We start from the raw sequence: 16,125 nt of genomic DNA on the forward strand, positions 1-16,125 counted from the left end.
TCTACTAATGATGAAACGTACCTACCTGGGTATGGTACTGGCTGCGGCGCTTGCTCTCCCTTTCGGCGCGGCTCATGCTCAGGACTCCAAAAAAGAAGACGCTAAATGGAAGGTGGATGCCGCGCACGGCCCACAGAAAGAAGTCACCATCACGACCAACGAAGGCACCTGGATGAGCGTGGATGTAAGCCCGGACGGCAAAGAGATTGTGTTCGACATGCTGGGCGATATTTACATCATGCCCATCTCCGGCGGCAAAGCCAAGGTACTCAGAACGGGTCGCCCGTACGAGGTGCAGCCCCGCTTCAGCCCCGACGGCAAGTATATCTCCTTTACCTCTGACGCCGGTGGTGGCGATAACATCTGGGTGATGAAGCGCGACGGCTCCGATGCCAAGCAAATCACCAACGAGAACTTCCGCCTGCTCAACAACGCTGTCTGGACGCCGAACGGAGAGTACCTTGTGGCGCGAAAGCACTTTACCAACACACGCTCTTTGGGGGCCGGTGAGATGTGGATGTACCACCGCACAGGCGGCACGGGCGTGCAGCTGACCAAGCGCAAGAACGACCAGCAGGACGCTGGCGAGCCGTTTGTATCGCCGGACGGCAAGTATGTATACTTCTCGGAGGACATGAGCGGCGGCTCTAACTTTGAGTATAACAAAGACCCGAACGGCCAGATTTACGTGATTCGCCGCGTAGACCGCAATACAGGCGAGATTGAGAACGTGGTAACCGGCAACGGTGGCTCTATGCGCCCTGTCATCTCCCGCGACGGCAAGCACATCGCCTTCGTGCGCCGCGTGCGTACCAAGTCGGTGCTGTTTGTGCACGACCTGAAAACCGGCGAGGAATGGCCCGTTTATGACAAACTGAGCCACGACCAGCAGGAAGCCTGGGCCATCTTTGGCGTGTACCCCTACTTTTCCTGGACGCCGGACAACAAGCACATCGTGTTCTGGGCTGATGGTAAAATCAACAAGGTGGATGTCGCCTCCAAGCAGGTTTCCAACATTCCGTTTGAGGCCTCTACTACGCATTACATCACTGATATCGTGCGCCACGAGCACCACGAGAACGGCGGCGTGTCACCAGACAAGTTTACGGCCAAGGCCATCCGCCACGCCGTGACCTCGCCGGATGGCAAGACCCTGGTGTTTAACGCAGCGGGCTATATTTATAAGAAAGAACTGCCCAATGGCAAGCCGGAGCGCATTACCAAGAGCCAGGAGTTTGAGTTCTACCCATCCTTCTCTCCGGATGGCAAGCACATCGTATACGCAACCTGGCACGACGACAACTTCGGCGGACTTTACAAGCTCGACATCCGCAAGAAGAACGCCAAGCCAACGAAGCTGACCACCGAGAAAGGCTTTTATACTTCGCCCAAGTTCTCTTCGAACGGAAAGTATATCGTCTACAGCAAAGAGGGCGGCAACAACCACATGGGCTATGCGCACGGTAAGGAGAAAGGTATTTTCTACATGCCGGCCGATGGCGGCAAAGCTACCCTGGTGCAGGAGCGCGGCTCCAACCCGCAGTTCAACGCCTCTTCTGACCGTATTTTCTACACCGGCTACCAGGATGGCAAGTATGCTTTCAAGAGCATCGACCTGAACGGCAAAAACGAGCAGACGCACTACACGTCCAAGTATACCGACCAGTTCTACCCAAGCCCGGACAACAAATGGATTGGTTTTGTAGAGCTGTTCAACGGCTACATCGCGCCATTCACAGCTAACGGCTCCGGCCTGGACCTGAGCGCCGACTCGAAAGCAGTTCCGGTAGCCCGCTTCACCCGCGACGCCGGCACGAGCATCCACTGGTCTTCGGACAGCAAGAAGATTAACTGGGTGCTGGGTGATGAGTACTTCTCCAACGACCTGAAGCACCGCTTCAAGTTTGTAGACGGCGCGCCGGAAGAACTGCCAGCCATCGACACGACGGGCACTAAAATTGGCCTGGAGCTGAAGACGGACATCCCGCAGGGCAAAGTTGCCTTTACCAACGCCCGCATCATTACCATGAAGGGCGATGAAGTGATTGAAGGCGGTACAATTGTAGTGGACGGCAACCGCATTGTAGCGGTGGGCAAAGGCATCAGCGTACCAACCGACGCGAAAGTGATTGACGCGGCCGGTAAAACCATTATGCCGGGTATTGTGGACGTGCATGCGCACCTGGGCACTTTCCGCCTAGGTATGAGCCCGCAGAAGCAGTGGTCCTACTTTACCAACCTGGCTTACGGCGTTACCACCACCCACGACCCATCCTCTACGACCGAAATGGTGTTCAGCCAGTCGGAGGCCGTGAAGTCGGGCGCAATGGTAGGGCCGCGTATCTACTCTACCGGTACGATTCTGTACGGTGCCGATGGCAACTTTAAAGCCGTCATCAACAGCCTGGACGATGCCCGTTCGCACCTGCGCCGCATCAAGGCGGTGGGTGGCTTCTCGGTGAAGAGCTATAACCAGCCACGCCGTGAGCAGCGCCAGCAGGTCATTCAGGCCGCACGTGAGCTGGACATGAGCGTGTACCCGGAGGGCGGTTCTACCTTCTTCCACAACATGACCATGATTCTGGACGGACACACCGGCGTGGAGCACAACATTCCGGTAGCACCGCTTCACAAAGACGTGCTGGAGCTGTGGAAAGCCTCCAAGGTAGGTTATACACCAACGCTGATAGTGAACTACGGTGCTACAAACGGCGAGTACTACTGGTACCAGAAAACCAATGTATGGGAGAAAGACCGCCTGCTCAAGTTCACGCCACGCTCCGTAATTGACGGCCGCTCGCGCTTTGTGACGCAGGTGCCGGATGAGGAGTATGAGAATGGTTTCATGGCCACCTCCCGCGCAGCCAAAGCCCTGACGGACAATGGCGTAAAGGTGAACCTGGGTGCACACGGCCAGTTGCAAGGTCTGGGAGCGCACTGGGAACTGTGGATGCTGCAGCAAGGCGGCATGACGAACCACGAAGCCCTTCGCGCTGCTACCCTGAACGGTGCTGAGTACATCGGCATGGGCCACGAGCTGGGCTCTTTGGAAACCGGCAAGCTGGCTGACCTCATCGTACTGGACGCCAACCCGCTGGAGAACATCCAGAACTCGGAGCAGGTAAAGTATACGATGGTGAACGGTCGCCTGTACGATGCCGCCACCATGGCTGAAATCGGCAACTACAACAAGCAGCCGGGCAAATTCTGGTGGGAGAACGACAAGTACGCCACCGCGTTTGACTGGCACGAAGGCACCGACACCCGCGTTGAGGGTATTGCCGGTGAGCACTGCACTTGCCGCCATTAAGAGGCATAAGTATAACCTATAAAAAATCGGCTGCTCCGGATGGGGCAGCCGATTTTGCTTTTATGGCAAGTATGGCGCGAGCGTCCACGTTTGTAGTTAAGTATAGCTCATAACATACCGCCAGTTTGAGCGCAGCGGTAACTGGTGGTTGAGATTGGTGCCAGTTTGCAACTGGCGGTAGTATAAATGAGAGAAATGCGCCAGTTACAAACTGGCCTCATGTGCAGCCACAAGTTGCGCTAACGCTAAACTTGCGGCATAGGTATAAGTATAAATAAGGGCCAGAGGCCCCTGCTATACTTAGTCACGAGCGTGGACGCTCGCGCCATACTTACACACAAATTACTTCACCGCCTCCAGCACGCGCTTGAACAACTCGTTCTGTTTGCCATCATGCCAGCGCCATACAATCACAATGTCGTGCTCGGGGTCTACCCACACGGTATTCTGCCCAGCCCCTAAGGCGGCGTAGCTGGTAGTTGGTGCATCCGGCCATGCTTTCCCTTCCGGGTTTAGCCACCACAGGTAGCCGTAATCTCCCTTTATGGGACCGGGCGAAGTCGCTTCCTTCACCCACTCCTCCGATACCAGCTGCTTGTCCTTCCAGCGTCCGTTTCGCAGAAACAGGTAGCCGAAGCGTGCCTCGTCGCGGGTGCTAATCCAGAGGCCTCCGCCCCAGCGCGTGCCGCCGCTCACCGATGGCATCTGCTGCCCGTTAACTGTTGCCACCGAATTGCGGTAAGGCACCCACTGCCAGGTTTGGGAGGCGCCGATAGGGTTCATAATTTCGTCTTTGAGCACCTGCGGCAGCGGCTTTTCCCATACCCGCAGCAAAGAGAGGGCAAAACGGTTGATGCGCGTGTCGTTATACTCGTAGAAGGTGCCCGGCGCCTGTAGCTCGCGCGGTTTACGCTCTCCCCGGCCAAAGGCTTCCTTCCCAATAAAATCGTGTTTCTTCCCCCAAAGCTCGCCTTCCCATTCGCTGGTTTGGTGGGCATGGTGTGCCCAGGTAACCTTGCTGTTGTGCGCCGACTCATATCCGCCGTCCTGCACATACTTCGCCACCGGGTCATTTATACTTTGTATCACCCCCTTATCTAAGGTCAAACCAAGTATGGTAGATAGGAAGCTTTTGGCCACGCTGTAGGTAGGGTCGGCGGCTTTGGTATCGCCCCACTCCGCCACAATGTAGCCGTCTTTCAGGATGATGCCATTGGTAGTGGCCCTAGTGGCGGGCAGCGGGCCCAGCGGCTCCCCAAAAATCTCCTTCTGCGTAGAGAAATCCTTCTCCATTTGCGTGGTTTCCTGCTGCTTTGCCCACTCCACGGCTTCCTGTAGTTTGGCCCCATCCATACCTACTTCCTCAGGGCTTTTCTTCTCCCAATCGTCTCCTAGGCCCGGGTAATAGTATAATGGTTTTGTTTGTTGCTGCTCCGGTATAGTGGCCGTAGTGGTATTTTGCGGTTGAGGCTGCCAGGACAAACATCCAAAGGCCAGGAGCAGCGCGAGGTAGGTGTGCTTCAGCATTTTTTGAGTATGGATTTGCCGCACAATCTACTAAAATTCTAAACGCATGCTACGGGTGCTGTAACATTCCCATTGCGAGAGTGGTTGATAAAGCTTACCAAGTATATATCCGATGCTACAGATAAAAGTATATTCTGACTACGTGTGCCCGTACTGCTTTCTGGGTGAGGTGGTGCTGGAGCGGGCGCTGAAGGGATTGGAAGACAAGGTGCAGGTGGAGTGGATGCCGTTTGAGCTGCGGCCCTACCCTACTCCAACTTTAAAGCCTGAGGAAGATTACCTGCAAACCACCTGGGCCAACTCGGTATACCCCATGGCCAGGCAACTGAACGTGCCAATTGTGCTGCCCAAGGTGTCGCCGCAACCCTACACGCACCTAGCTTTTGAGGGTTACCAGTTTGCCAAAGAGCAGGGTTTGGGAGAGGCCTATACGCACCGCCTATTCACGGCTTTCTTCCAGGAGGAGCAGGATATTGGCGATGTGGAGGTGCTGGTAAAGTTGGCCAAAGAGATAGGCCTGGACGAGGCAGCTTACCGGCAGGCGCTGGAGACACGAAAGTATAAAGCCGTACATGAAAAGGAGCTGAAGCAAGCGTATGAGGAGGCCGGCATCACGGCTGTACCTACCTTTTTCATTGCGGATAAGCAGGTGCGGGGCTTGCTGCGCGAAGAGGACTTGCGCCGCCTGATTAAACTGGAGCTGGAGTAAAGTATAAAAGGGATGTTTATAGACCATCCCTTTTATACTTCAAGCTGTGATTCGGTAACATTATGAGGGTAAAAACCCACCCCTGCCCCTCCAAGGAGGGGAATTATAATTTGATGTGCAAGATTGGGTTTTTCGCAACATAGGTTCGATACTTTAAAGATTACCACCCGCCACGGCGTTTGCCGCCTCCCAGTATACCTCCCAGTAAGCCGCCCAGTCCACCGGAGCCCATACTGCTGTAGCCTTTGCGTCCATTCAGCCCGCCAAGTATAGATATCAGCGAGCCCATCCCCCCGCTGCTTCGATACCTGCCACCACCCATCATGCCACTTCCCAAAAGTCCGCCGAGCATGCCGCCCATCATACCACCACCGTAGCGCTTGCTCCGGCGACCTCCCATCATTTTTGCTATTACAAGGGGCGCCAGTATGCCCAGCATACCCTGCACCATCTGCGGTGAGATGCCGGCATTCTTAAACGTATCGCTGAAGCCATTCTTGTTCAGAAAGCTCTGTGAGGTGGGGTCTTCGCCTTGCTGCTGCGCCTGATCAGCCTTTTGCACGTAATCCTCCAGGATGCTATACTGCTTCTGGTCCACGCCCAGGTAAGTGGCCATATCTTCAATGTGCTTCTTTTCTTCAGGCGTGTACTGCCCGTCAGACTTGGCAAAGCTGATGATATCGGTGATGAGCGAGAAGCGGAGCGGACTGGCTTTCAGCACGTCCAGACATTTTTGAAGGCTTACCTGGGAAGGGTTTTTCGCCACCGACTCCACCTCCTGCCGCAGGTTCTCGGGCAGTTCTGCCGCCTCCCCCATCATATATAAAAACTCCAGTTCCTCGTCTGAGGCGTGCCCGTCCGCTGAGGCCATACTTGCCAAAGCGCAGAAGTATGCCCCTTTCTCCTGTATCGGGTAATCTTTAAGTAGCGTGGTTTGCTCCTGTTCCATGTGCGTATATACTTAGTGTGCTTTGCTTAAACGGCTGAGTATGAAGCTAAGTTGGTATCATGAAGGGCTATACTTTACCAGGCGCATTTTATACTATGGCTACACTTTCCCTCCTATACTTTGCAGAGGCTTATACCAGGCTATTGCCACGTATACTTTCAAAATGTCTATAAATGCAAAAAGCCGGGCTAGTACCCCGGCTCTTTTTCTTTAAACCCTATTACTCTATTTCTTCAAAAGCTTGAAATTATTGGCTTGGCCATTCATTTCAGTTCTTACAAAATAGATTCCTTTCGGCAGTGACTGCCATAGTGTTATCTTCTCCAGCGAGCGGCCCTTGCTCACCTCGAATTGCTGTGTCATAACGGATCTGCCCATAGCGTCCAGCACCTGCACGTTCAGTTTGCCGGACTCGTCTGCGTTCAGTTCCAGGTTCACCTCGCCCTCAAATGGGTTCGGGAAAGCCTTTAGGCTGTAGTTGCTCACCTCGCCAAAGCTCACAGCCTTGGTAGTGAAATACTCGAATTGACCATCCATGTCTATTTGCTTGAGGCGGTAGTAGCGCGTGCCATACTTGCCATTTTCGGTGTCTTTGAAAGTATAAACCTGCTTGATAACGGTGTTGCCATTCTTAGTTGGCACGAAGTCCAGTTTGCGGAAGTTGAAGCCGTCCTGCGACACCTCCACCTCGAAGCCGGTGTTATTCTCCTCAGAGGCCGTGGCCCACTCCAGCAGCACGTTGTTGCCCTGCTTGGCCGCCGTGAAGTAGATGATCTCTACTGGGAGGGGGGTGATTGGTTCTGTAGTTGGTGTGAGAGTATAAACAGTATAGCAGCCCGTACTATTTGCCGTTATAGTGCATCTTACATTAAATTCTTTTGATGGTGTACTTTCTAAACTGAGTTGGTTGGTCTTGTTGCCAATGCTTTCCCAACCAGTACCTCTGTCTATTTCCCAGGCATATGATAAGACATCGCCTTTTGCCTCATATGTAGAAACTGCTGTGAATGTAACTGGTTCACCAGCTACTGGCTCTGCTGGAGCAGAAGTTATGTCAGCAGTAGGTTCCACTCTTTCATTAATATTTACAGTGACCTGTTGTGCACTACTCTCACAGCCTGCTGCAGTGGCAATGGTGGCATAGTATGTAGCTGAAGAACTAAGGGAAGGGATTGTTAACGTAGATGCTGTTTGTCCCGGTATATGTATTCCATTGTTATAATCTGCTTGGGATGCATACCATCTATATGTTTCCTTTGCTGAAGCATTAGCTCCCGAGGCACTTAACACAACTTGACCTGCACCACAGGCTGGTGGGGCTGTAGAGATGCTAACAGTAGGTACTGTGATATTTGTGGGGCAGGCAATTTTAGTTATAACGATATCATCTACATGCATGTACGACTTATTAGCCGAGGGATTATGCATCCTAAATCCGACAAATAGGCTTTGTCTATTTGAGCTTAGTGCATCAACATTAAATGTTAGAGTATAATTAGCATATGCAGGAGTAACTAGAGGTGTAGTAATGAATGAATGTTCATATGCAGAAGCAGGGAACCCAGTATAATCAGTTGAACTAGAAAAAAAGGTAATTGTAGCAGAAGATGGGTTTCTGTTATTTGCTGTAGTAGACCCACTCTTTGCTCTCAAAGTTACACTATATGTGTAACCTTTCTCAAATTCAATAGGGTTGACCAGTTTTATAATACCATCATATTTCGAGCTATTATCAGGCAGAGCCAAAATATATGCAGTTTCATTGCCATTATCACTTTTAGTTTCAAGAAGATCAGTGTTAACGCTTCTCCCTACAAATGTAAAAGGGGTTTGTGAGGTAGGACTAAAGTCAACTCTAGCTATTTCCGTCTGTCCAACCGCAGTCCCATTACTAAAAACAGCAGCCAGCAGCAAAGCCCAGAACAAGCAGGCAGATTGAGTAAAAATTTGTTTCATAAAAAGGGGTTTAAAGGGTTTTGGTTGTATTTAGTTGGTTGTGTGTATCTGTTCTTGCTCCTGAAATTTTTAGGCAATAGCATTCCACCCACGCTTTTGGGCGTGCTATTCTAAGTCGGGTCATTTCCAGCTTTGGATGCTACTTGATGGAGAGCCTGTCAGTGAGGCTTTGCCATACTTTGTTTCATCAGTTGGCTATGGCTGGGTCACCTGAATTGCCTAAAAATTTTACTTAATAATTACAGAAATAGTCTATTTAACGAGACAAGTATAAAGCAAAAAAGTAATACTGCATATATAGAAGCAGGCAAATTTTTAACTAACCCAATTCGAAATTGCACTTAAAACAAATTGTGTTAAAACAATAAATAGGTTTTTTATAGTATAATCATTCCAATCTATATACATCAAAACCATACCAAAAATAGTATATATTAAATAAACAATATAACCGTTTAACCTATGTTAAATTGTGTTAAAATATTTTCTTAAAAACGCAAAAGAGCCGGGTAAAATACCCGGCTCTTTCAGCTTTAAACCCTATTATTTGTCTTATTCTCTCAGCATCTTTATCTGGTGCATCTTGCCGTCGAGGTAAACCCTGAGGAAGTATACACCGTGCGGCAGGTCGCCCCTGATGTCGAGATTCACGGTGTTGAAGCCCTCTTCCACTACCACGTTCTGCTCCATTAACTGACGGCCAACGGCGTTCCACATGGTTACCTGCACCTGGCCACTATTCTCGGCAGCAATATCCAGGGTAATCTTCGTGGTGAATGGGTTCGGGAAGGCTTTCACCTTACTAGCTACTTCACTGAAGGTTACAGCCTTAGTGGTGAAGTACTCGAACCTGCCATCTTCATCAATTTGCTTCAGACGATAGTAGCGGGTACCGCGCTTGCCGTTCTCCTTGTCGGTATACTGGTACACCTGCTTGATAACGGTGTTGCCGTTCTTGGTCGGCACAAAGTCCAGCTTGCGGAAGTTAAAGCCGTCCTGAGACACCTGCACCTCGAAACCAGTGTTGTTCTCCTCAGAAGCGGTGGCCCACTCCAGCAGCACATTATTGCCCTGCTTAGCCGCCGTAAAGTAGATGATCTCTACTGGGAGCGGAACGAGTGGCTCAGTTGTAATCAAGAGCACAGGGTCAAAACAGATTACTCCATTGTTATTAGGCGTAATTCTAACCCGCACATTGAACTCGCCTGGCTCTACAGGATCAATGATTAAGAAGTCTTCTCTATTTGTCTTGATAATATTCCATTCATTTCCCACATCATTTCCAATAGACCACTCATAGGATAGGGCAGCACCTTCATCCTCAATATCAGAGAGAGCCGTTATCTTCAGCCATTCCCCTGGCAGGATTGGGTTTGCTGCTGTAATTTCTCCCTGCTCATTCTCGATGTACAGTGATGCACGAGAAGTTCTAATCGGATTCACAGTTACTGTACTTGTAGCTGCTTCACTACTTGAACAGGACCTGCTGTCCGTTACAATTACAGAGTATGTTCCGGCCACCGTAGTTGGGAAACTGGCGACGTTACCAGGGTTGTCAAACCCACTTGGCACGGTCCAGGTGTAAGTATATGGTCCTAGGCCACCGGTTGCGGAAGCAATAACAGTAGCTGTTTCTCCGGCACAAACAGTTGGGCTGTTTACACTTACAGTTGGTCTTGGATTTACCGTTACTGTGCTTGTAGCTGCTGCACTGCTTGCGCAGTCTCTGCTGTCCGTTACGCGCACGGTGTAGATACCTGCTACGGCAGTTTGGAAGCTAGCTGTAGTTGGCACCGGCCCTGACCAACCTGCAGGTACTGTCCATGTGTAGGTGTAAGGACCTGTTCCGCCGCTTGGCACTGCATTAACAGTAACAGGCGCGTTCTCACATGTAGTTGGGCTGTTTACAGTTACAGTCGGTAATGGGTCAACTATAACTGTAGCACTGCCTGTCATTCCCTGCGAGCAAGCAGCAGTTGACTCGTCCACAACAGAAGTAGCTTCTACTGTATAAGTGCCTGCTACAGTCTGATTACCAAAGCTTATTGCCGCGCCAGTGCCTGCCACTGGAATGCCGACATTAGTGGCAGCCCCACCGTTCACACTTCTGCGCAATTGGTAATTAACTCCTACTTGCGAGCCACTTAAACCAATAGGCACGCCACTACCATTGGTACAGAAGCGTCCTCCACCGGTTACGTTAAAAGCAGTTGGAAGCGGCGTTTCGTTAATCGTTACTTGATTGAACATACCACAAGCTCCTGGACGAGCGGCAATTGGTATAACCGAATAAGTACCGGCTGTTTGATTTGTGAAGCTTATGCTTCTACCTGTTCCGGCAACAGGATTACCGATATTAGTTGTAGTACCATTAGCAGCAATCTGAACTAACTGGTAGCTTACACCGGTTTGCGATGATCCTATGGTGACGGACGCTCCTGTTGTTCCAGCGCAGTAATTACCTGCTGTTACTGTTTGCGGCACAACAACTACCATAGTAATTGAGTTATTAGATGTTGCAGTGCCACAAGGGCTACCTGCTGCAGTAAATCTTACAGCTACCCTATCTCCATTCTGAAGCGTAGATGTGGTAAAGGTAGGTCCTGTAGCTCCAGGAACCGGATTGTCATTAATTGTCCATTGGTATGATAATGTACCAGGTACAGCGTCCGGGGTAGCGGTAAATGTAACATCTGTACCCGGACATATCGAACCAGGATTAGACATGTTTATACTTACATTCGGTGTACCTAAGTAAATCCTGTTTGAGAAAATGGTTGCTGTACTTGCGCAGGATGGTAAAGCATTGTTTCTAGGAATTGCTCTTGATATATAAAACTCCTCCGATGATAGGCTAGAATTACTGAAGCTTGCACCATTGTTAAAGTTACTTGGCAAGTTATTTCCCTGTCCTATACCTGATTGGATTGTGAAAAGTTCAGACACATCCTCTCCCTCATCTACAACGTTTATCGGCACCGTCCTGATATCAGCTGGGTTTGGATAAGTTACAACAGCATCTCTTAACACTCTAGCAGTATACTGTGTATTCACGCTCTTACATACAGGAAATGGCACCGTTTGCAACACCACAGTATAGGTTGAACGGCGAACGGTTATGGTCACGCTTGTTGAGTTTGAACAACTGCCGTTCGAATTCGCATTAGATACTGTGTAGGTAATATCAAAAGTTCTTTCGCTTTGCCCACCTGTTAATGCGTCGCACGGGGTAAATCGGTAGGTGCCATTTACTAAGGAAACACCTGGGCCGGAGAAGACAGCTGTACCACCTGCAGGCGGTGGCGACCCGGTTAAGGTGAAGAAGTAATTGCCGGCAAATCGCTCACCAGTAAAGTAAGTACGTCCTGCTGTCAGGTTAGTAATAGTAGGCGTGGCTGGTGTGGTATTAATGATAACTTGAACTGGCCTAACCACAGAACAACCTGCCCCGGACGTACCCCTGATATAGTAAGTACCACTAGCTGCAACAGCTGATGGGTTGCTTAACGGCGCTGTAGCCGCCTCATTTGTCCAATAGGTAAATGTCAGGCCAGGGGTGCTACCACTGGTTATAGCCGCTGCTGTCAGATCAACTGTGGTGGGCGAACAAACAGCAGCAGGATTATTGATAACCAGTGTAGGCGTTGGGTTAACGGTAACAGTTGTTGCTGCAGAAGTTGCGTTACAGCTGCCCTGAGTTACACGCACTGTATAATCGCCACTTATATCTGCAGTAATCTGCCTAGTAGTACCAACTGGGGTTGTACCTCTAAACCATTGGTAAGCATAGGTAGCACCTGCCGGCGCGGGTGGAGCAGTTAATGTGACAGTACCACCCTGGCAGAAGGTAACAGGACCAGATGTCTGAATAGTCGCTGTTGGAGTAGGATTTACCGTTACAACCGTAGCAGCTGATGTGGTGTTACAATCTGTACCGCTTACTGATACTGAAACAGTATAACTGCCGCTCTCTGATACAACCAGCGTTGGACCTGTACCAACTTGTTCAGTTCCATTCCTGAACCAGGTAAAGTCCGTGCCAATATCTGTGTTGGCGGTTAAAGTTATAGAACCTCCTGAGCAGAACACAGTCGGACCAGACGCACTAATCGTAGCTGTAGGCGCTGGATTTACAGTAACAGTTGTAGCTGCAGATTCAACAGAGCATTCGTTATTTGTTACTACTACAGTATAATCACCCGCTGCGCTTGCAGTGTAGCTGCTGCTAATTGCGCCTGGTATACTTGCCCCATTTAAAAACCACTGATATGTATTACCTGTAGCCTCGGGAGCACTTAACACCACATTGCCACCCTGGCAGAAAGTAGTAGGGGTACTTGTGGTGATAGTAGCAGTTGGCAGAGGCTTAACTTGAAGCACAACAGCGCTGCTGGCATCTGCACACCCTGCTGCCGAATTGCTCGCGGTTAAGGTGATGGTGGCGCTGCCGGTGCCGGTAGCAGTTACGGTAGCGGTAGCTACTCCTGTTTCGGGGTTTATAACCTGGTTAGAAATTACAAAGCTCCCATTATCTGAACTCCATTCAGCTGTCTCGCCAGTAAATGTAGCTGTTACCTCAAAGCTGGCAGTGTTACCAGGCACAAAGCATACCGCTGCACCACCGCTCGTTATACTGGCTGCAGGCTGTGGACTAACAGTAACAGTTACTTCTGTTGAGGTCTTGGTGCAGATACCATTGCTAACTCTAACACTATAATCTCCTGTTGCCGTAGCAAGATAGGTACGCCCGGTTGCTCCATCTATCTCCTCACCATTAACTAACCACTGATAAGTATATGTTTGTCCAACTGGTGCCTGCGTGGCTTCCAAAAGCACACTACCACCTTCACAAAACTCTGTTGGCGGCGTAAATGTAATTGCTGCCTCTTCAACATTGCTTACTCTAACTACAGTAGCCGCTGAAGTATTAGGGCATCCTTCTTCACTTGTAACAATTACGCTGTAGCTACCTGAGTCTCTAACTGTTAGGCTGCTTGATGTTTCGCCTATAATTTCTTCTCCATCCAATAACCACTGATAAGTATATTCTCCGGTAGTTGGCACAGGAGCATTAAGCACAACAGAACCGCCTGTACAGAAGTCTGTTGGCCCTGTAGGGGTGATAGTTGTCGGCGGCAGTTGGTGAACCGTAACAGTTATTGGCTCAACAGCCACAACAGAACATGTATTTACAGTTACCTCTACATTGTAAGTTCCAGAAGCAAATACTTCATAGGTTTGTGCTGTACCTAGCGTTGTTTCAGGAGAACTTTCTTCAAACCATCTGTAAGTATATGTCCCCACTTCAGGCGTTTCCGGGTCAGCTACGGCGGTCAATACAACAGAGCCACCCGCGCAAAACTCAAGTTCAGACCCTTCCGTTATGCCGATGGTTGGCAAAGCCTGCTCCGTAACTATGGTAGCTGCCGACATAACAGTACACTCCCCCAGCGTAACTTCTACGGTATAGCTGCCTGAGGCATCAGTGCTAATACTGCTTTCTGTTCCACCAGTTATAATCACTCCATCCAGGTACCACTGATAGGAATAGCCTGTGCCTGTCTGGGCAGTAAGTGTTACATTTTCCCCTTCACATACCACGGCATTTGGTCCCTGCGTAATCACGGCAACTGGGTTAGGGTTAACTGTTACGGTAACCTGAGAGGTAACGGTACAGCCTCCTGATACAGCTGTAACAGTATAGGTAGTGGTTGTGGCAGGGCTTGCCGTTACAGTAGCACCAGATGTTGCGCTAAGTCCTGCTGCCGGCGACCAGGTATAAGAGTCGGCACCACTTGCTGTTAAGGTAGTAGAGCCTCCCGCACAAATCGCAGCAGGATCAGCAGTTACTGTAACCGTAGGCTGTGGTGTAACCGTCACCGCAACAGCATTAGACCGTGCGCTAGTACAAGCACCTATCGATGTGCTAATCTCTACCGAATAGCTGCCCGATGTAGCTGCAGAATAAGTGGCTGATGTAGCCCCAGGAATAGCTGTATCTCCGTTATACCACCGGTAATTATAAGTAACACCTGAAGGTGCCGCTGGAGAAGCCTGTGCTGTTAGCAATACTGTTTGTCCCTGGCACACTGCAGGTGGGCTAGCAGGAGTAACTGTTGCGGTTGGTGTTTGAATAGCTCTAGCTACTACTGCTGTCCTTGTCGCACTTTCACAGCCTGCTGCACTTACACTGGTTACAAAATATGTTCTGCTTTCTCCAGCAGCTAAGGCAGGAGTTGTAAAATCCGCACTTGTGGCACCATCGATTGGTGTTGTAGCAGTATTGGAAATATACCAACGATAACTGCCGCTAGCAGGTGCGCCAGAGGCAGTTAATGTAACGGTTCCAGGACCACATCTCACCTGCTCTGCTGCAGTTGGTGCATTAGGAATATCGTTAATAGTTGCCGTTACAGCAGTTCTCGTAGCACTTTCGCAACCGGCCGGACTAACAGTACTAACATAGTAAGTTGTAGTGGTAGTTAGGCTTGGAGTGGTAAAGCTTGGGCCAGTAACAGTTGCACCTGCTGAGTTTGTAAGAGCTGTTCCGCCGGTGACTGTAGAATACCATCGATAGCTACCCCCATTAGGTGCGCCAGAAGCCGAAAGTGTAACTGCACCATTACCACACCGACTATTAGGTGTAGTGTTTGGTGCAGCAGGCAAGTTAACGCACGTTTGGGTAATAATTAAGTCATCAATAAACATTGATGCGTTATTAATTGCTGTTTCTACATATAAACCGATATAAAGAGTTTGCTGGGCATTAACTGTGAAAGAATTAGAATTTAAAGTTCTATAAGTTGTACTTGTAACATTATTACCTGTAGATGTTAAAATTCTATTTGCAGGATTTTTTGCTGCTGTAATTGAAGAGCCACTTAAAATTTCAAGTTTTCCATCACCAGCGTTTTCTCTTGCTCTTACGGAGACACGATAACTAACATCTGGATATATGGTAAGGCCTGTATTAACCACAACATATCCTTGATACCCTCTTGGATTGCCATTAGTACCAGGTACTAGTAACTCGTTGTTTGAAATAACGGGGCCGCCTGTTCCTACATAAGTGAATTCGAACGACAATCCTGCCGCACTTGTAAATCCATTATTATAGATGGTGGTTGGCTGCCCCAAAGCCACATTTCCCATCATCAGGAATAGCAGGAGCAGCCAACTGGTTAGGTAAACTTTGCCAAGGCGGGCGCTGATAGCTTTGGCAATCAACTGAGTAAAACGTTGTTTCATAAAATGTGGGAATAAGATTGGGGTTTAAGGCTGTATGCTTTGGCCTTGGTGATGCTTGTGGGTCAGGTGAAACGAAAGCCTGGGGCTTTACAGTAGGGCAAAGTATAGCTAGGCAATAGGTTTATTAGCCGATTTTACCAGCTAAAACCATATTGCAGATAGGCTAAGTCTAACCAGCCTATAGAGTTGGGTATATAGAGCGCAGGAAGAAAAAGTGATTCAGGCTACCTCGCTTTGGCCAGGCCCTAAGGGGCTCCACGCACATAGTAGGGGGTAGTAGCTATAGGCATATATTCTATTTCTATAGTTTTTTATTATTATTCAAAGAGAATATACCCAAGTTACTATAATTTGTTACAGCGGCAACGCAATATTTATTCTATAAATAATATATAAACCTATAAGATTGTACTACAAAAACAGCCT

6 protein-coding genes and 1 pseudogene are annotated in these 16,125 nt (G+C 49.4%); 2 read left to right on the forward strand and 5 right to left on the reverse strand.

What is annotated here, in order from left to right; translation table 11 throughout:
- Positions 1-7 precede the first annotated feature (7 nt).
- Complete coding sequence (locus BM040_RS18475; RefSeq protein ID WP_394333093.1) at positions 8-3,310, forward strand: amidohydrolase family protein; 3,303 nt, start codon at positions 8-10, stop codon at positions 3,308-3,310.
- A 342-nt stretch (positions 3,311-3,652) separates the two neighbouring features.
- Here BM040_RS18475 and BM040_RS18480 read toward each other — a convergent pair whose 3' ends face one another.
- Positions 3,653-4,837 (reverse strand): serine hydrolase domain-containing protein, encoded by a 1,185-nt coding sequence (locus BM040_RS18480; RefSeq protein ID WP_245756297.1) that lies wholly within the window; start codon positions 4,835-4,837, stop codon positions 3,653-3,655.
- 112 nt (positions 4,838-4,949) lie between these two features.
- Here BM040_RS18480 and BM040_RS18485 point away from each other — a divergent pair, with 112 nt between their 5' ends.
- Positions 4,950-5,546 (forward strand): DsbA family oxidoreductase, encoded by a 597-nt coding sequence (locus tag BM040_RS18485; protein WP_092104673.1) that lies wholly within the window; start codon positions 4,950-4,952, stop codon positions 5,544-5,546.
- Positions 5,547-5,706: 160 nt separating this feature from the next.
- Here BM040_RS18485 and BM040_RS18490 read toward each other — a convergent pair whose 3' ends face one another.
- The 4 genes and pseudogenes from BM040_RS18490 to BM040_RS18500 form a co-directional block, all read right to left on the reverse strand.
- A complete protein-coding gene (locus tag BM040_RS18490) occupies positions 5,707-6,495 on the reverse strand; it encodes a TerB family tellurite resistance protein (protein ID WP_092104675.1) in 789 nt (262 codons plus the stop codon).
- A gap of 225 nt (positions 6,496-6,720) precedes the next feature.
- Entirely contained in the window at positions 6,721-7,566 is an 846-nt protein-coding gene (locus BM040_RS21860) for a T9SS type A sorting domain-containing protein (protein WP_175491123.1), read from the reverse strand.
- Positions 7,567-7,584: 18 nt separating this feature from the next.
- A pseudogene (locus tag BM040_RS22170) lies at positions 7,585-8,451 on the reverse strand (immunoglobulin domain-containing protein); the annotation flags it as partial.
- 552 nt (positions 8,452-9,003) lie between these two features.
- The gene (locus tag BM040_RS18500) at positions 9,004-15,699 is read right to left on the reverse strand and encodes an Ig-like domain-containing protein (RefSeq protein ID WP_092104680.1); all 6,696 of its coding nucleotides are present in this window, start codon (positions 15,697-15,699) and stop codon (positions 9,004-9,006) included.
- Positions 15,700-16,125 lie beyond the last annotated feature (426 nt).

Origin of the sequence: Pontibacter chinhatensis (assembly GCF_900113285.1) — a bacterium.
Classification (GTDB): domain Bacteria; phylum Bacteroidota; class Bacteroidia; order Cytophagales; family Hymenobacteraceae; genus Pontibacter; species Pontibacter chinhatensis.